We start from the raw sequence: 17,064 nt of genomic DNA, 5'->3' as shown, positions 1-17,064 counted from the left end.
TACCATGAGCTTTAAACTAACAGTCGTTGTACTATGTTTGATGTGGTTGGGTTCTTGTCAAGAATCAACCTCCGACATAATAAGCTATAACCGAGATGTTCGCCCAATTTTGAATGCCAAGTGCTTACGGTGCCATGGTGGCGTGAAAGCGAATGGGGGTTTTAGCCTTCTTTTTGAAGAGGATGCCTTTGCCCGTACAGAATCTGGCAAGCAGGCTATTGTTCGGGGTAAGGCAGAAAGCAGCGAACTCTACAAACGTTTGGTGCATGAAGATGCGGAGTTGCGCATGCCGCAAGATGCCGCTCCCCTTTCATCCGCAGAGATAGATATTGTCAAAAGATGGATAGACCAAGGCGCCAAATGGGAGAAACATTGGGCGTATATCCCTCCAAAAAGGAACATCGACCCTCCTGTCATAGATAGCCTGTCTTGGCCTAAAAACGAGATCGACCAATTCGTTTATGCGAAAATGAGGGAGAAAGAATTGTACCCTTCCCCTGAGGCCGATAAAGCCACCTTGTTGAGAAGACTTTACCTTGATCTTATCGGAATACCTCCGACTTTGGAAGAAGTTGAGACCTATATGGAAAACAGGGCTGCGGATGCCTATGAAAAAGAAGTGGATAAATTATTGGCCTCACCACATTTTGGTGAGCGTTGGGCGGCGATGTGGATGGATTTGGCCCGATATGCTGATTCCAAAGGCTATGAGAAAGATTCCAATCGTGAGATATGGAAATTCAGGGATTATGTAATCAATGCTTTTAATGATGACATGCCATTTGATCAGTTTTCTATTGAACAATTGGCCGGAGATCTTTTGCCTAATCCTACCGAACAACAATTGATTGCTACGGCGTTCCATAGAAATACTTTGGCCAATGATGAGGGAGGTACCGATAATGAGGAGTTTCGTATAGCCGCCGTAGTCGAAAGAGTGGCGACCACCTACGAAGTTTGGCAAGGTACCACGATGTCATGTGTGCAATGCCATAGCCATCCTTATGATCCATTTCGACATGAAGAGTTTTACCAATCCATGGCATTTTTCAATAATGCCAAAGACAATGATTCCTATTTTGAGGAGCCTAAAATTTTTACATATTCCGAAGAAAATAAAAAAGAAGTAGAATCACTTCTGACTTATATTGATGCCGAACTTTTACCCGAAGATATAGCACCAAAATCGTCGTATCTGTACGAGGAAAAGGAAGCGGTGCTAACCCGGCTCGGTTACCGAATACATGAGGCAGAGTCTTTTTATGAGTCGAGTCCGTTTATTGAATTGGATGAAAGTTTGAGTTTGCTATGGCAGGTACAAGACAGTTCTTGGGTCAAGTACGATCAGATTGACCTCAAAAATGTCGATGAAATCGGCTTTTTTGCCTCGGCGACTATTGGCTATGCAGGTGATATTGCGGTCCACCTAGATTCATTGAACGGGAAAAAAATAGGTGCAGTAAAGATTACTAAAACGGGTGGCTCCCAAAAGGGTGTCGATCATAAAAATAATACCCGTGAATTTAAGGCAGCCATTGCTGCCACCGAGGGCAAACATGATATATACTTGAGATTTTTTAAAGGAGAACGGTATGATGGCCATCTTTTTTATTTAGATAAGATGAGGTTTTACGAAAGAGAACCTCGAATGGAATTATATAGTACTGCTTTTAATCAAAAGCTTAAGAGATTGGCTGAAATTCCTGCCACTTCTACACCCATTATTCAAGAATTACCAGTGACCGAAGCTCGTAAGACGCATTTGTTCGAACGTGGTAGTTGGTTGACTTTGGGGAACGAAGTGGAGCGTGGTATTCCCAACATATATGGGTATCCTGAAGCAGAAGAGCCAAACGACCGTTTGGCATTTGCCCAATGGATGCTTAGTGCTAAAAACCCGTTGGCCGCAAGGGTAGCGGTCAACCGTTTTTGGGAACAGCTTTTTGGCTTCGGATTGGTCGAGTCCATGGAAGAATTCGGTACGCAAGGTGAAAAACCGACCCATCCTGAATTGTTGGACTGGATGGCGGTTCGGTTTGAAAAGACCCATGATTGGCATGTAAAGCCGCTACTTCGTGAATTGGTGCTTTCGGCAACGTACCGACAATCATCAGATGCAGACATTGAAAAAATCGAAAATGATCCTCGAAACCAATGGCTTTCCCGAGGGTTCAGAACACGCTTATCGGCCGAGCAGATACGAGATCAAGTTTTGACCGTAAGCGGGTTGTTAAATCCTTTAGTGGGTGGCCCAAGTGTCATTAATAGTAGTGTTGATGGAGGATGGACGGGAGTTCCCGATTGGGCGGTCAAAGGTGATTCTGCGAAATACCGGCGTTCGCTCTACACCTTATGGAAGCGGGTGACACCACCTAATGAAATGATTACCTTTGATAGTCCGGACCGATCAGTTTGTACATCGCGCCGTATTCGTACCAATACCCCGTTGCAGGCCCTAAACCTATTGAACGACGAAACGTTTTTTGAAGCATCGAATGCGTTGGCGTTACAAATGATGGAAGCCGATCCGGACTATGAAAAACAATTGATATTTGGGTATGCCAAGGTAATGGGGCGAAAGATAAGCGATGAAAAACTCTTGTTATTGAAAGAACTCTATCAAGAGGCCCAAGAACATTTTATGCAACAGGAGAAGGAGGCGGACTTTCCAAAAGCTGCAATTGAAAGAATGGGCGAGGAAAAGTATAAATTGGCGGCACTTGCCATTGTTGCCAATACCTTGTTGAACTTAGATGAATTTATCGTAAAAGGGTAACCCATGGATATTTTAAACGAAGCACATTTTAGGCAAAGCGAATACAACACCCGAAGGCATTTTCTAAAAAAATGTGTGACCGGAATGGGAGCCGTTACACTGGGTTCGATGATGGGCGGGGCAGACCTTTTCGCTAAAAATTCATGGTCTTCACAAGGGGGCTCCGGAATGCCACATTTTGTACCGAAGGCAAAACATGTGATTTATTTGCATATGGCCGGGGCCCCTTCACAGTTGGAACTTTTTGATTACAAACCGGAGCTTCAAAAGATGAACGGGCAGTCTTGTCCGCCTTCGTTGCTCGAGGGTAAACGCTTCGCATTTATTAGGGGCGTACCTCAAATGTTAGGTCCACAAAGCACTTTTAAACAATTTGGGGAATCGCGTACCTGGGTATCCGATTATTTGCCCCAATTTGCCGAAGTTGTGGATGAGGTTACTTTTCTAAAATCGGTACACACCGATGAGTTCAACCATGCACCCGCCCAGTTTTTAATGCAGACCGGATCGCCGAGAACAGGGCGGCCCAGTTTGGGCGGGTGGGTTACTTACGGCCTCGGGTCTCCGAACGAGAATCTGCCTGGTTTTGTGGTTTTGCTTTCCGCCGGAGGTCCCACAGGAGGCAAACGCCTCTGGGGGAGTGGTTTCTTACCCACCGTACATCAGGGCGTTCAATGCCAATCAACGGGTACGCCAGTACAGAATCTTAAGAATCCTAATGGGGTGGATAGTAAGATGCGGAAAAAATCCGTAGATATTATCAATAAAATTAATGAGCTGGAATATCAAGAAGCCCAGGACCCGGAAATTTTGACGCGAATTTCACAATATGAAATGGCCTTTAAGATGCAGACTTCCGTTCCGAAAGTGATGAATATCGATAGCGAACCCGGTTATATACAAGACATGTACGGGGTCACACCCGGCAAAAATTCATTTGCGAACAATTGCCTCTTGGCACGTCGATTGGTAGAAAATGGAGTTCGTTTTGTACAACTATACGATAATGGTTGGGACATGCACGGAGCTGGACCTGGCGGTGGCGTAGGAGAAGGTCTAAGAAGAAAATGTATGCAAGTAGATCGACCTATGGCGGCCCTTCTGAAAGATTTGAAGCAACGTGGTATGCTTGAAGATACCCTGGTTATTTGGGGGGGTGAATTTGGTCGTACCCCCATGATGGAAGCGCGGACCGGTCAGAGTTTTTTAGGACGAGATCATCATAGCGAAGCCTTCACTATTTGGATGGCCGGTGGAGGTATAAAAAAGGGATTTACCTATGGAGAAACAGACGAAATCGGTTATTCAGGTACAAAGGGCAGGGTTCATGTTCACGATATTCAGGCTACGATTCTCAACCAATTGGGCCTTGACCATGAGCGTTTGACCTATAGATTTCAAGGCCGTGATTTTCGATTGACCGATGTTCATGGCCGGGTCGTCAACGATATTTTGATTTGAAATAAACTTGGAGCGCCCCACCTGTTCCGCTTTTAAAAATAGTTGTATATTCAAGAGTTGTTAGACAAGGGTTCAATCCCTATTGAACCTCTTATGATTAATAATTCATTTAGGGTAAAAGTAAGTAGTAATGAAAGAGAGTATCAATAGAAGAAATTTTATGGAAAAAACAGCCATGGCCACCACGGGAATAGTAATGACCCCTCATTTTTTTATTGGAAAATCAAAACCTGTGCTTGGTGAACAAATTATTGGGCAAGGTGATTTCAAGTATAAAGTGCATAAAGAATGGGGCAATCTTGACCCGAGTAGGACTCCGGTCAATAATTGCCACGAAATGGTAATGGATTCTAAAGGGCGTCTGGTGATGGTTGGCGACGACACGCATAACAATGTATTGATATATGACAAGTCGGGCAAGCTATTAGATTCATGGGGTATTCGCTATAAAGGAGGGCACGGTCTTTCTCTCTGGAACGATGGCGAGAAAGATTTTTTATTCATTTGCGACACTGATGGTTCGGTGATTAAAACCACATTGGATGGGCGCGAATTGATGCTGCTTGGTCACCCTTCCGAGTACGGGGCATATGCAAAAGAAGATTCCTTTAAGCCCACGGAAACCACGATAGGCCCCAATGGAGATATTTATGTGGCCGATGGATATGGCTCCCAATATGTGCTTCAGTTTACTAAAGAAGGTGAATTCATTCGTAAAATCGGAAACGGCCGGGGAACTGCCAATGAACAGTTTCAAACGGCTCATGGTGTCTGTATTGATGACAGGAAAGGGGACGACCCCACATTATTGGTGACTTCTAGGGCCAGTAATTGCTTCAAAAGATTTACGTTAGATGGTAATTACCTCGAAGAAATCTATTTGCCCGGGGCTTTTGTATGCCGTCCTGTTATACATAACGATAACTTATATGCGGGAGTATGTTGGTCTTCAAAAATTGATTTTGCGGAAGGCGTTAAAAATTCCCATCCGAGTCAGAACAATCCTGATTCTGGTTTTGTGACGATATTGGACAAAGACAACAACGTAGTTTCCAATCCCGGGGGAACACCCCCTGAATATAAAAAAGGCGAATTGCAGCGTATGTTACAGCAAGAAGCTGTTTTTCACCATTGCCATGATGTATGTATTGATGATGATGAGAACGTATATGTATGTCAGTGGAATGCGAACAAGACCTATCCTATAAAACTGGAACGGGTATAACACTTCATCGGAGATCAACCGATTCTAAAGAAAAAATTGGTATAAACTAAAAAGAGCCTTGTCGAATTCGACAGGGCTCTTTTACGAGAACACTATATGAAAATGAAAAAATTTATTTCTGAATGATTACATGACAAACATACGATCTGTTTGCTGAGAGCCCAACATTATGATGTGTAACCTATAGATTCTGTTGTGAATTCTATGTTTTTCGATATCAAAGAAATCACAAGGTATTTTTTTTGTAGCTTATGCTATAGAATTCTTCTGATTTAAATATGTAGTATGGCAAATCCCATAAAATTACAGATTAATGGTAAGGAGTATGAAACAACGGCTCGCCCTGATACTCCACTACTTTATGTGTTACGAAATGAACTTGAACTCAACGGCCCCAAATTTGGTTGTGGACTTCAACAATGTGGTGCCTGTATGGTTTTAAGGGACGGGGAAGCGATTCCCTCCTGCCGTCTACCGATAAGCGCATTGACAAGATCCAAAATCCGGACGCTGGAAGGTCTGATAGATGAAGACGGTAATTTGCATAGCGTACAACAGGCGTTTATTGACGAGCAGGCGGCTCAATGTGGGTACTGCCTTAATGGTATGGTCATGGCCGCGGTGGCGTTGTTGGAAAAAAATCAGAAACCCAGCGATGAAGACATTCGCGAAAAGCTCACTATTAATATTTGTCGTTGTGGGGTCCATTCGAGAGTGATAAAGGCCATCAAAAAAGCAGCTTTAAATTCATAGGGTATGAAGAATACGCGCCGTGACTTTCTCAAACAAATAGGCTATGTGAGTATTGGGTTTTCTTTGGTCGGGCCGTTCGGATTTGCCGCAGGTGGAGAATATGGGCAGCCCCTTCAAAGAACTCTTGATAAGAACAAAGTGGATGCTTGGTTACAGCTACTGGAAGATGGCCGGATCCGTATCTATACCGGTAAAATAGAATTAGGCCAAGGAATTACCATTGCAGTCAAACAAATGGCGGCGGAAGAATTAGATACCGATCTATCCCTTATCGAAGTGGCGATTGCCGAAACGGGGGTGACACCCAATGAAGGATTTACCGCTGGAAGTCAATCTATAGAATCAAGTGCGATGGCCATACGGAATGCCGCTGCTTTCGCAAGGGAGGCCGTTCTTCAGATAGCATCAGAGAAATGGAGTATTCCGACTACGCAATTGAAACTGAAAAATGCTAAGATTTTCGGTCCTGATAAGGAGGTATCCCTTTATCAACTTCTGGAAGGCCGCCAGATAGAGAAGACAATCCATGAGGTACAACAGTACAGAGGTAAATCGATACGAAAATATGTGGGACGGCCGATTCCCCGAGAAGATATCGAGGCGATGGTTAGGGGGCGGCAGGTATTCGTTCAAGACCTGCGTTTTAAGAACATGTTGCATGCCAGGGTCGTTCATCCACCAAGTTATAGGTCTACTCTTGTTTATTTCGATAGTTCGGAAATCAAGAAACTACCAGGTCTCATAAAATTAATTCGTAAAGGGAATTTTTTAGGGGTATTGGCAGCGCAAGAATATGAAGCTATACGAATCATGGAACAGGTTAAGGGCTTCGTTCGATGGGATTCTTCTAGAGGGGATCAATTGCCCGCTGGCAAAGACTTGGAAGAGTATATTAAGATGCTTCCGGTCGAAACGGAAACTAATGAAAATATAGGTAGTCCAGAGACGGTGCTGCAGCAATCCACATCAAAAGTAAAGGCTTCTTTTTTCAAGCCGTACCTTATGCATGCGGCCAACGGCCCTTCTTGTGCCATTGCCCTTTTTGAAGAGGGAAAACTACATGTATGGTCGCATTGTCAAGGTGCTTATCCCTTAAGGGGAACTTTGGCAAAACTTTTAGGGATGCCCGAGGAATCGGTGCATGTCAAAGGGGTGCCAGGCGCCGGATGCTTTGGTCATAACGGGGCCAATGATGTCGCTGCCGAAGCTGCCCTTATGGCTCTAGAATATCCGGGCAGGCACATTCGCCTACAATGGATGCGTGACGATGAAAACGGATGGGAACCCTATGGAACCGCCATGGCCGTTGAGCTTGAGGCCGCTCTCGATAATAGTGGTACTATAGCGGCTTGGCAATGCGATGTTTGGTCTGATGGACATAGCAATCGGCCGAACGGAAATCCGAATACCCTTCTGCCCGCATATTTTTTAGAGGAAGAATATGGACATCCGGGGATAGGATATCGTGGCGGTGCTTATCGAAATACAGTGCCATACTATAAAATCCCGAATATAACCGTCCGTTCCCATATGTTTCAAGGCCCCTTAAGAGCGTCTTCCTTAAGAAGTTTGGGTACGTATACGAATATTTTTGCCATTGAATCTTTGATGGATGAGCTGGCTGAAAAAGCCCAAAAAAATCCTTTGGAATTTCGGTTGTCGCATGCATTAGACCAAAGGTCGGTTGATTGTATGCAGCAATTGAAGACTATGGTCAAAGGGGTTTCCAAGGAAAGGGACGAGGGCCTAGGATTTGCTTTTTCTCGTTATAAAAATTCAGCCTCTTATTGTGCTATGGCGGCCTTGATTTCGGTAAATACGGATTCTGGAAAGGTACGCGTCAAAAAAATGTGGGCTGTCGTAGATTCGGGCGAAACCATTAATCCCGATGGTCTAAAGAACCAAACGGAAGGAGGCATGATTCAATCGGCCAGTTGGGCGCTGAAGGAAGAAGTGAAGTTCGACGCCGAGCACATTACCAGCCTCGATTGGAATTCGTACCCTATTCTTCGGTTTCCCGATACGCCTGAGGTGCAGGTAGAGGTTATCGATAGGGTCGATCAACCTCCTGTGGGAGCTGGGGAGGCTACCCAGGCTCCGGCCACGGCTGCCATCGTAAATGCAATTTTTGATGCTACCGGTATACGTATACGAAGACTACCGGTAGATCCTGAACTGTTGAAAGCTAGATAGTGATAAGTAGAAAGGTGTTTTGAGAACATATGCCTTTCTTAAGGTATATGTTCAAACTAAAAAGAGCCTTGTCGAATTCGACAGGGCTCTTTTACGAGAACACTATATGAAAATGAAAAAATTTACTTCTAAAAGAATTACAAGGTAAACGTACATGTAGAACTCAAGAATTAAAAATATATGATGTGAACTATACCCATCTTGTGGTGAGATGACTTATTTGAGGGGTCAACGATGCGATCTATCACTTCGTGACCGATTAATTACTTAGCTTGGTCGATGAGCCTGGTATTGCGATAATGAATTAGTGCGTACCTATAGACCTTGAATTCGCTGTGGTGAAAAACCGTCTACTGAAATGCAGCTATTCCTGTGATGTCGGCACCGGTTATCAACAGATGAATGTCATGCGTACCTTCATACGTGATGACACTTTCAAGGTTCATCATATGGCGCATAATACTGTATTCCCCGGTAATGCCCATGCCTCCCAATATTTGGCGGGCCTCCCTGGCAACTTGAAGGGCCATTTCGACATTGTTTCTTTTCGCCATGGAGATTTGGGCGCTGGTGGCCTTCCCTTGATTTTTTAATTGCCCCAAGCGGAAGGCCAGTAACTGGGCTTTCGTTATTTCGGTAATCATTTCGGCGAGTTTTTTTTGCTGTAGTTGAAAGGCGGCAATAGGTTTACCGAACTGCTCGCGTTCCTTGGCATAACGAAGTGCCGTGTCGTAACAGTCCATAGCCGCGCCTATGGCGCCCCATGCAATTCCGTATCTTGCCGAATCGAGGCAGCCCAAGGGAGCGCCCAGTCCCGATTTATTCGGCAAGAGGTTTTCTTTGGGCACTTTCACATTGTCAAAAATGAGCTCACCGGTGGCCGAAGCACGCAATGACCATTTGTTATGGGTCTCGGGTGTTGTAAATCCTTCCATGCCACGTTCTATGATGAGACCATGAATCCTGCCATCCTCGTTTTTTGCCCAAACGATCGCTATATCAGCGAAAGGAGCGTTTGATATCCATAATTTAGCGCCATTCAATAAAAAATGATCTCCCATATCCTTAAACTTGGTTTCCATACCTCCAGGATTGGAACCATGGTTAGGTTCTGTCAAACCAAAACATCCCATCAAATCTCCTGTGGCGAGTTTAGCAAGATATTTTTTTCGTTGTTCCTCCGTACCATAACTATATATAGGGTACATGACCAATGAAGATTGTACGGAAGCCGTGGAACGTACCCCACTATCTCCACGTTCGATTTCTTGCATAATAAGGCCATAACTGATTTGGTCTAGGCCGGCACCACCATATTCCTCTGGAATATAGGGTCCGAATGCACCTATTTCAGCAAGACCTTTCAAAATTTGTTTTGGAAATTCAGCTTTCTGGGCATAGGTCTCTATGATAGGCGAAACATCGCGCTTTACCCATTGCCGTGCAGCATCCCTAACCAGTTTATGCTCATCGGAAAACAGTTCGTCAAGATGGTAATAATCCGGGGCTTCAAATAAATCGGTTTTCATAATTTTGTGTTGCTATATATCGGCCAATGGGGTGATGACCGGATAGGTTCTGGAGTGTCTATTAACTTCTTAAAAGTATTCTCGAAATATAACATTAATAATACAAATTGATGTGCATATAATTGCACTGATAGCACGACATGATTAATTTTGAAAGAAAAACTATGAAAAGATTACTGTTTGGTGGTATTGCCTTTCTGTGCTTCGCCTGTGCAAATGACAACGGAACTATCGACTGTGCTACGAGTACCGATTTGTCTGACAACCTAAATTTCACCTCAAAATCTGCTGAAAGTATTGCTAACGAGCAATTGCTTCTAAACTTTGTTGATGAAGAGGGCCAAAATATTTATGAAACCGGGACGGATAATCCCGAAAAGACTACTATCCTCTATAATGGCCAGACCTATTCCGATGTGGTAGATCAGTATAATGAGGAAACTAAATATTTGATTTGGATCAATGGTTTTTCTGAAGGAAAGAATGTCTACACTATTAGTATTGACCCTGTCGATTCAAAAATATACAGCCTTACCGTGTATACGACGTTGACCGATTTTAGCGTTTGCACCGGGCCTGCCTTTGCCATCGATTCAGTGTTGTATGACACTGAAAAACAAGTTTTGGAAAAGACCTCCGATAGACTCAAAAAATTGACTATCGTTAAATAGAGCTCACATTTTTAAATAGAAATCTTTTGTCAACCCTATATATTCCGGAGTGTAGAGGTGTCTCTTGATTTCTATGGTCAACTCATCTGTTTGTACTTGACCGTCAAAGCGACCGAATTCCAAAAGACTTCTTTTAATCTTGGTCGAAGCATTCCCCCTCACCCATGTTCTGCGTTGGGGGTAAAGCTTGCAACGTTTTGCTAGGGCTATAAATTGTTTTTCTTCCACAAATGGAACGATAGTAGAGAACCTACCGTCTTTGGTAAGCAACTTGGAAACTCCGAATAGTAATGTTTCAAAAGATAATGTTTCCCTGATACGCGCCCGTTTTCTACCAAGGCCTACCTTTTGGTGGTCATTGGAATCGGAGGAAGTGCTCGGTTCTATATTCGACATAGGGCTAAAAAAAGGAGGATTGGAAACAATCAAGTCATAGGGGTCTTCAATCTCGTCATAGAACTCCTTGAAACCGGCGTGATAGCAAAAAAGCCTGTCGCTCCAAGGGGAAGCCTCAAAGTTCTCGACACATTGCTCGTAGGCGTTTTCATCGATTTCTAAGGCGTCGATTTCCTCTGCCTGGCTTCTTTGGGCAAGCATCAGGGAGATTATACCCGTACCTGAACCGATGTCCAAAATTTTGGCAGTCTCGTTTTTCAGGGCCGTCCAGGCCCCTAAAAGCACCCCGTCCGTGCCGATTTTCATGCCACAGCGGTCTTGATGAACCGTAAATTGTTTGAATTGGAAAGGTTTCATTTAAAAATCCGAGGGTCCGATTGATAGTCTATTCCACATGGCGTTCGATACGCCTACCGGGCAAGCGCTCATTCTATTTTTCCAGCTTCGCGGTTTTCGGAGCCGGTTATGTCCGTCAGTGAGTCCCCTAGACGTGCGCGCATTTCATCGGCCAATTCTTTGATTTTTGCTATAATTTCAGGGTGCTCATCCGCCACGTCTTTGGTTTCCCTAATGTCCGCTTCTAGGTCGTATAGTTCGATTTCTTCCATATCAACCATCCGGTATTCCCCAGGAAGGCCGTCTTTTCCTGGTTCTTGGCCGTTCATGGTTCGGTAGCGATGCGGGAAGTACAACTTCCATTTTCCATAGCGAACACTCATTAATTCATTCACCCTATAATAGTAGAAGTAGGCTTCCTGAGGACTTTCATCGGCTACTCCAGTGAGTACTTCCCAGACACTTTTACCGTCAATGGTTCTTTCGGGTAGTTTCGAGTCGGTAATTTCGGCTATCGTTGGAAGGATATCTATGGCCATTACCGGTATATCGATCACTTGGCCGGCTTTCAATTTTTGGGGATATTTGGCAATAAAGGGTTCGCGTTGACCCCCTTCCCAAGTGGTACCTTTGCCCTCACGAAGTGGAAAGGCGCTTCCGGCATGATTACCGTAGGATAGCCATGGACCGTTATCGGAGGTGAATATGACCATAGTGTTATCCGTTAGATTATTTTCTTCCAAAGCTTCTAAAATCTGACCGACCGACCAATCAATTTCCATGATTACGTCTCCATAGAGCCCGCGATTCGATTTCCCCTTGAATTTATCCGACACGTACAACGGAACATGTGGCTGGGGATGTGGCACGTAAAGAAAGAAGGGCGTATCCTTATTCTTATTGATGAAAGCAACGCTTCTTTCCGTCAACCTTGTGGTGAGCTGGGTTTGGTCATTTAACGTGTCGATTACGGTCTCATTTTCATAGAGTGGGAGAGGCGGAAAATTGAAAACGGTACCTTGCCATGGATGGTTTGGCCACATATCGTTCGAATAGGGAATACCGAACCATTCATCAAACCCATGTCTTGTGGGCAAAAATTGCTTGTCATCGCCCAAATGCCATTTTCCAAAAATACCGGTAGCGTAACCGTTGGCCTTCAACATTTCGGCCAAGGTAGTCTCCGAAGCATTAATGCCTACAGGGCTACCGGGGCCCAATGCATTGTGAATACCTATACGATTGGGGTAGCACCCGGTTAAAATACCTGCCCGCGAAGCCGAACAAATGGGTTGGGCGGAATAGTAGCTGGTCAACCTTATCCCATCATCGGCCATTTTGTCCAAATTTGGGGTGGCAATATCGTCGGCACCAAAGACACCTACATCGTGGTATCCCTGATCATCGGTAAATATCAGTACAATATTGGGAGGGGTTAGCGCTTTTGGGCTTTCTTTGGATGCTGTTTTAGGTTTGCAAGAGGCAATCAGGGCGAGTGCGAGGAGCACATAAATTTTACGGGACATGAATTCTATTTTAGGTTGTAGCTTAAAAGCCAAAAATAAGGAAACCATCCTAGGTTTTGCTAAAATTAGTTATCTTGAAATACTTTAAAAAATTCAACAGCACATGAAAACGAGGAAACTATCGAGACGTAAATTTTTAGGTACTTCAGCAATGGCTACCGCTGGCCTTTCATTGGCAGGACCTTCGCTTTTCGGGGCGCCTTCCATCATTTCTTCTTGGAACAAACCTAATTCCTTGATTAATGGCGTACAGATAGGTACGATTACCTATTCATTTAGAAGTATGCCCGATCAAAGTGCCGAGGCGACTTTGCAATATGTTGTCGATAGTGGAATCAGTGCGATCGAGTTGATGGGCGATCCAGCGGAATCTTTTGTTGGAAAACCGGAGAATCCGGTCGACCGTCGTGCTTTCTACGGTCTTATGCGGGCTAAAGGAGATGGGGAGCTTAGTGCCGACCAGCAAAAAGAACTGGCCGATTTACAGTCGCAAATGGATTCTTATAATAAGCAATTAGCTGAATGGCGAAGAAAAATGTCTATGAATGGCTTTACAAAGCTCAAAAAGATGTACAATGATGCCGGGGTACACATCTATGCGTTCAAATCCAGTGCCTTTAGACCCGATAATACAGACGATGAGATAGAATGGGGCATGAAAGCGGCCAAACTTTTGGGAGCAAGTCATGTAACTGTCGAACACCCCAGCGATGACGCCCAGACCCTAAGATTGGGCAATTTGGCGAAAAAGAATAAGATTTATATGGCATACCATGGTCACGAGCAACAGACGCCTACGCTATGGGACACCGCTTTGAAACAATCCGATTACAATGCCCTAAACCTGGACTTAGGGCATTATGTGGCCGCAGGGAATACCGACCCTCTGGGCATTATAAAAGAAAAGCATCACCATATCAAGAGTATGCACCTTAAAGATCGTCAGACTCCTGACAACGGTAAGGGCAATTTACCATGGGGAAAAGGAGATACGCCTATAAAGGAAGCTTTACATCTGATGCACAACAGGAAATACAAGTTTCCTGGAACGATAGAGCTGGAATATGAAATTCCTGAGGGTTCAAATGCGGTCGAAGAGGTAAAAAAGTGCTTGGCGTATTGTGAAAAAGTTTTGGCGTAGCTGCTGGACCGCTCTTTTAGCTCACTCGATTTATCCGAAGTACAGTTCGATTAGCCCATCGGGGGTGTTAACATGTACGGTTTTGGTCTCTCGATCGACCTTCCCGAGTATTTCATCGGTTATCGGGATCAACAGTTGCTTTTCGTCTTTTTCTACCTCCAAAATGGCCTGTGAAGTGGTATCATTGACTCCGGTTACAATTCCCACGTTACCATGTTCGGCATCTTGAACGGTAAAGCCGATTATTTCGTGAAAATAGAATTTGTCGCCTTCCAGTTTAGGTAAGAATGAAAGCGGTAGGTAGAGCTCATGGCGCAAAATACGGTCAGCTGCGGCCTCATCTTTAACTTCCTCAAAATCGATGCGCAATAAGTTGGATTTGTGCAAACGACAGCGGTCAATAAAAAATGGAACCAGCGTACCGCCTTTCATGGCGATAAAAACTGATTCCATATTTTCGTAAAGTTCGGGTTCATCGGTATCGAGTTTCGCGAGTACCTCACCCTTATAACTATATTTTGAAACGATTTTACCGAGGTAGAAACAATCTTCCTTGCGCATCGTTTACTGTTCTTGATGGGTTAAGCTTCTTCCGAAGAAGGCTTGGGCTTATCGTCATCTTTCTTTTCAAAATCTTCGTCTGAAACGACCTCTTGAACACTAGGAGCTTCTTCTTTTGAATCGTCTGCTTTGACTTCCTCCTTTTCGACTACAGGTGCAACAGGGGTAGTATCGGCATTTTTAGTATCGGGTTCAGGAACTTCAGGAGTTTCAACAACTTCTTCCGTTGCGGCCTCAACCTCAGCTTTGGGCTCTGGCGCAGTTTCGGTTACCGCCTCCACTTCTTCAGAGGCATCTACACCTTCCGGCGTTTCAGGTAATTCTGCTTCAGCTGCTGCTTGTGCCCTTTTTTCGTTTACTTCTTTTTCTGCCTTTAAGGCCTCTGCCCGGGCCTTCTCTTTTTCTTTGTCAAGCCCACTTTTCTTAGCGTCTATCTTACCTTCTTTTTCTTCAAGCCAAGCATTGAATTTTTCTTCGACCTGTTCTTCGGTCAAGGCGCCTTTTCTTAAGCCACCTAATAGATGATGTTTTAAAAGCACTCCTTTATAAGAGAGAATGGCACGTGCTGTATCGGTAGGTTGAGCCCCGTGCTGTAGCCATTTTACAGAACCGTCAATATCAAGCTCGATAGTAGCGGGATTGGTGTTTGGATTGTAAATACCCAACTTTTCCAAAAATTTACCATCTCTTTTTGCACGGCTATCGGCGGCAACGACCCAATAAAATGGTTTTCCTTTTTTTCCGTGTCTTTGTAATCTGATTTTTACTGGCATTTCACATTAATTTAGTGGGGTGCCCGACCCCTGTTATTAATTCTTGTTTTTTATAATTTCCGGAAAGGACCGGCAGTCTTTCCGTTTGCTTTTCTACAAAGCGGGTGCAAATATACTTCATTTCCCGAATTGTACAATATGTTTTTCGGTTTTCTACTCGCGATCAGCCAGTTGATCTTTTCCCCGTACCAATTTCTTTTGGTGTTCCGACACCAGCGTATTGATCTTTGCTATAATTTCGGGATGTTTTTCTGCAACATCGAATTGTTCCGAAGGGTCTTTCTCAAGATCGTACAAAATCGGTGTCTCATGTTTTTCCTTAGCACCGAATTGGCCATAGGCCCCTTGGGTAACGAAATGTGCTTTGTAATTGTTGAGCCGAACCGCGTAGAGATCGGTGCCTCGGTAATAGAACATATTCTTTCGCGGACTTTCCCGTTCCTCAAAGAGGGTGGGGCTCAGATTCACACCATCAATCTCTCTGTCTTTCGGTAAGGGCACCCCGGCCAGACTACTGAATGTCGTAAAGAGATCCATAGTCGAGCCCAGTTCTGAGATTACGGCAGGCTTTATTTTCGCTGGAGACCAAAAAATGGTAGGTTCACGCATGCCTCCCTCCCAGGTCGTGCCTTTTCCCGCACGCAATAGCCCTGCACTTCCACCATTCAATCCGAAGGGCAGCCAAGGACCGTTGTCGGAAGTGAATACCACAATGGTGTTGTCGGCGATACCTTCCTCTTTTAACGCGCGAAGAATTTTACCCACCCCGTCGTCGATTTCCTGTACTACATCACCGTACAAACCGCGTCCACTGGTGCCCAAAAACGCCTCCGAGGCGAAAAGGGGAATATGTGGTAGGTTATGGGCCAAGTACACTAAAAAAGGCCCCTCCTTGTTTTTCCTGATATAGGAAACGGCCTCGTCGGAGTAGCGGGTGGTAATCGTATTCTGGTTGGCGGGGCGTTCGACAATTTCAGTATTGCGAAATAGGGGTACATTAAAATGTTCGGTTTTTATACTATCGTTCGGCCGTTGCCAGTAGTTTTTGTACTCATCTCCCTGAAGTCTATCCATGTCGTTGGAATACGGAATGCCAAAATAATAATCGAAACCGTTGTTGGTCGGTAGGTATTGCTTTTTATGGCCCAGATGCCATTTGCCTATGCAAGCCGTTGCATACCCCGCTTTTTTCAACTGTTCTGCCAAGGTGACTTCCTCGGCAGGTAAGCCGTTTTTCGAGTCCGGAAAGAGCACCCGATGGGTGTTGCTGGCCATACCGCTGCGAATGGGAAGCCTTCCAGTTAACAATGCGGCCCTGCTCGGCGTACATACACTGGCGCCTACATAAAAGTTCGTCCATTTCTGGCCTTCGTACGCCATACGGTCCAAATTGGGGGTTTTGATGGTCGGATGTCCAAACACTCCCAGGTCCCCGTATCCCAGATCATCGGCAAAAATAATGACAAAGTTGGGCTTATCGGGACCAGTGCGCTGACCGAACAGCATTGAAGAAGTAGCGAAAAATAGCAGAAAGAGCAAATAGCCCATTACATGATGTCGAGATTGTTGAAAGCTCATGGTATCAGTTTTTAAAGCCTTTGAAGATAATGAAATATTGGCAAAGGGTGTGTTCAATACCGGAAACCTATTGAAGTTGATAACTCATAACAACTCGCTTTTTTGAAGCAATCCCTTTTCGTTAATTTTACAGTTGCTTTTTAGA

General features: G+C 44.5%; 12 protein-coding genes and 1 pseudogene. 7 read left to right on the top strand and 6 right to left on the bottom strand.

Features of this window, described 5'->3' with window-relative positions; genetic code table 11:
* The first annotated feature begins 4 nt into the window (after positions 1-4).
* The 5 genes from F2B13_RS11390 (at position 5) to F2B13_RS11370 (ending at position 8,408) form a co-directional block, all read left to right on the top strand.
* Positions 5-2,776 carry a DUF1553 domain-containing protein gene (locus F2B13_RS11390; RefSeq protein ID WP_149304237.1) on the top strand — a complete coding sequence of 924 codons (2,772 nt, stop codon included), beginning with the start codon at positions 5-7 and terminating at the stop codon, positions 2,774-2,776.
* Between the two features lie 3 nt (positions 2,777-2,779).
* Positions 2,780-4,237: a DUF1501 domain-containing protein gene (locus tag F2B13_RS11385; protein WP_149304236.1), complete on the top strand. Its 1,458-nt coding sequence runs from the start codon at positions 2,780-2,782 to the stop codon at positions 4,235-4,237.
* 130 nt (positions 4,238-4,367) lie between these two features.
* On the top strand, positions 4,368-5,462 hold the full coding sequence (locus F2B13_RS11380) for a 6-bladed beta-propeller (RefSeq protein WP_149304235.1): 1,095 nt from the start codon (positions 4,368-4,370) through the stop codon (positions 5,460-5,462).
* Between the two features lie 285 nt (positions 5,463-5,747).
* Positions 5,748-6,215 (top strand): (2Fe-2S)-binding protein, encoded by a 468-nt coding sequence (locus F2B13_RS11375; protein WP_149273098.1) that lies wholly within the window; start codon positions 5,748-5,750, stop codon positions 6,213-6,215.
* 3 nt (positions 6,216-6,218) lie between these two features.
* Positions 6,219-8,408 carry a xanthine dehydrogenase family protein molybdopterin-binding subunit gene (locus tag F2B13_RS11370; protein WP_149304234.1) on the top strand — a complete coding sequence of 730 codons (2,190 nt, stop codon included), beginning with the start codon at positions 6,219-6,221 and terminating at the stop codon, positions 8,406-8,408.
* A gap of 350 nt (positions 8,409-8,758) precedes the next feature.
* On the opposite strand, the gene F2B13_RS11365 is transcribed toward F2B13_RS11370, so the two are convergent.
* Positions 8,759-9,937, bottom strand: a complete 1,179-nt coding sequence (locus F2B13_RS11365) for an acyl-CoA dehydrogenase family protein (protein ID WP_149304233.1) — start codon at positions 9,935-9,937, stop codon at positions 8,759-8,761.
* A 164-nt stretch (positions 9,938-10,101) separates the two neighbouring features.
* Between F2B13_RS11365 and F2B13_RS11360 the strand changes: the two genes are divergently transcribed.
* Positions 10,102-10,608 carry a hypothetical protein gene (locus F2B13_RS11360; RefSeq protein WP_149304232.1) on the top strand — a complete coding sequence of 169 codons (507 nt, stop codon included), beginning with the start codon at positions 10,102-10,104 and terminating at the stop codon, positions 10,606-10,608.
* A gap of 3 nt (positions 10,609-10,611) precedes the next feature.
* On the opposite strand, the gene F2B13_RS11355 is transcribed toward F2B13_RS11360, so the two are convergent.
* Both F2B13_RS11355 and F2B13_RS11350 read right to left on the bottom strand, forming a co-directional pair.
* The gene (locus F2B13_RS11355; RefSeq protein WP_394348969.1) at positions 10,612-11,310 is read right to left on the bottom strand and encodes a tRNA1(Val) (adenine(37)-N6)-methyltransferase; all 699 of its coding nucleotides are present in this window, start codon (positions 11,308-11,310) and stop codon (positions 10,612-10,614) included.
* A 119-nt stretch (positions 11,311-11,429) separates the two neighbouring features.
* A complete protein-coding gene (locus F2B13_RS11350; RefSeq protein WP_149304230.1) occupies positions 11,430-12,866 on the bottom strand; it encodes a sulfatase family protein in 1,437 nt (478 codons plus the stop codon).
* Positions 12,867-12,969: 103 nt separating this feature from the next.
* On the opposite strand from F2B13_RS11350, the gene F2B13_RS11345 reads away from it, so the two are divergent.
* Positions 12,970-14,007 carry a sugar phosphate isomerase/epimerase family protein gene (locus F2B13_RS11345; protein ID WP_149304229.1) on the top strand — a complete coding sequence of 346 codons (1,038 nt, stop codon included), beginning with the start codon at positions 12,970-12,972 and terminating at the stop codon, positions 14,005-14,007.
* A 30-nt stretch (positions 14,008-14,037) separates the two neighbouring features.
* Here the strand turns inward: F2B13_RS11345 and rimM are convergent, their stop codons facing one another.
* The 3 genes and pseudogenes from rimM to F2B13_RS11330 all read right to left on the bottom strand — a co-directional run bounded on the left by rimM (position 14,038) and on the right by F2B13_RS11330 (position 16,919).
* Positions 14,038-14,568, bottom strand: a complete 531-nt coding sequence (gene rimM / locus F2B13_RS11340; RefSeq protein ID WP_149304228.1) for a ribosome maturation factor RimM — start codon at positions 14,566-14,568, stop codon at positions 14,038-14,040.
* 164 nt (positions 14,569-14,732) lie between these two features.
* Positions 14,733-15,341, bottom strand: a pseudogene (locus F2B13_RS11335) (30S ribosomal protein S16); the annotation flags it as partial.
* A 153-nt stretch (positions 15,342-15,494) separates the two neighbouring features.
* A complete protein-coding gene (locus F2B13_RS11330) occupies positions 15,495-16,919 on the bottom strand; it encodes a sulfatase family protein (RefSeq protein ID WP_149304226.1) in 1,425 nt (474 codons plus the stop codon).
* Positions 16,920-17,064 lie beyond the last annotated feature (145 nt).

It is taken from the genome of Pareuzebyella sediminis, assembly GCF_008367235.1.
GTDB lineage: Bacteria > Bacteroidota > Bacteroidia > Flavobacteriales > Flavobacteriaceae > Pareuzebyella > Pareuzebyella sediminis.
Note: the sequence above shows the minus strand (reverse complement) of the source record. Positions and strands in the feature narration are given on the sequence as shown.

What these genes read in the sequence shown, in the direction of transcription:
- F2B13_RS11390 (WP_149304237.1), top strand. Translation starts at nt 5, where the DNA reads ATGAGCTTTAAACTAACAGTCGTTGTACTATGTTTGATGTGGTTGGGT.
- F2B13_RS11385 (WP_149304236.1), top strand. Translation starts at nt 2,780, where the DNA reads ATGGATATTTTAAACGAAGCACATTTTAGGCAAAGCGAATACAACACC.
- F2B13_RS11380 (WP_149304235.1), top strand. Translation starts at nt 4,368, where the DNA reads ATGAAAGAGAGTATCAATAGAAGAAATTTTATGGAAAAAACAGCCATG.
- F2B13_RS11375 (WP_149273098.1), top strand. Translation starts at nt 5,748, where the DNA reads ATGGCAAATCCCATAAAATTACAGATTAATGGTAAGGAGTATGAAACA.
- F2B13_RS11370 (WP_149304234.1), top strand. Translation starts at nt 6,219, where the DNA reads ATGAAGAATACGCGCCGTGACTTTCTCAAACAAATAGGCTATGTGAGT.
- F2B13_RS11365 (WP_149304233.1), bottom strand. Translation starts at nt 9,937, where the DNA reads ATGAAAACCGATTTATTTGAAGCCCCGGATTATTACCATCTTGACGAA.
- F2B13_RS11360 (WP_149304232.1), top strand. Translation starts at nt 10,102, where the DNA reads ATGAAAAGATTACTGTTTGGTGGTATTGCCTTTCTGTGCTTCGCCTGT.
- F2B13_RS11355 (WP_394348969.1), bottom strand. Translation starts at nt 11,310, where the DNA reads ATGAAAATCGGCACGGACGGGGTGCTTTTAGGGGCCTGGACGGCCCTG.
- F2B13_RS11350 (WP_149304230.1), bottom strand. Translation starts at nt 12,866, where the DNA reads ATGTCCCGTAAAATTTATGTGCTCCTCGCACTCGCCCTGATTGCCTCT.
- F2B13_RS11345 (WP_149304229.1), top strand. Translation starts at nt 12,970, where the DNA reads ATGAAAACGAGGAAACTATCGAGACGTAAATTTTTAGGTACTTCAGCA.
- rimM (WP_149304228.1), bottom strand. Translation starts at nt 14,568, where the DNA reads ATGCGCAAGGAAGATTGTTTCTACCTCGGTAAAATCGTTTCAAAATAT.
- F2B13_RS11330 (WP_149304226.1), bottom strand. Translation starts at nt 16,919, where the DNA reads ATGAGCTTTCAACAATCTCGACATCATGTAATGGGCTATTTGCTCTTT.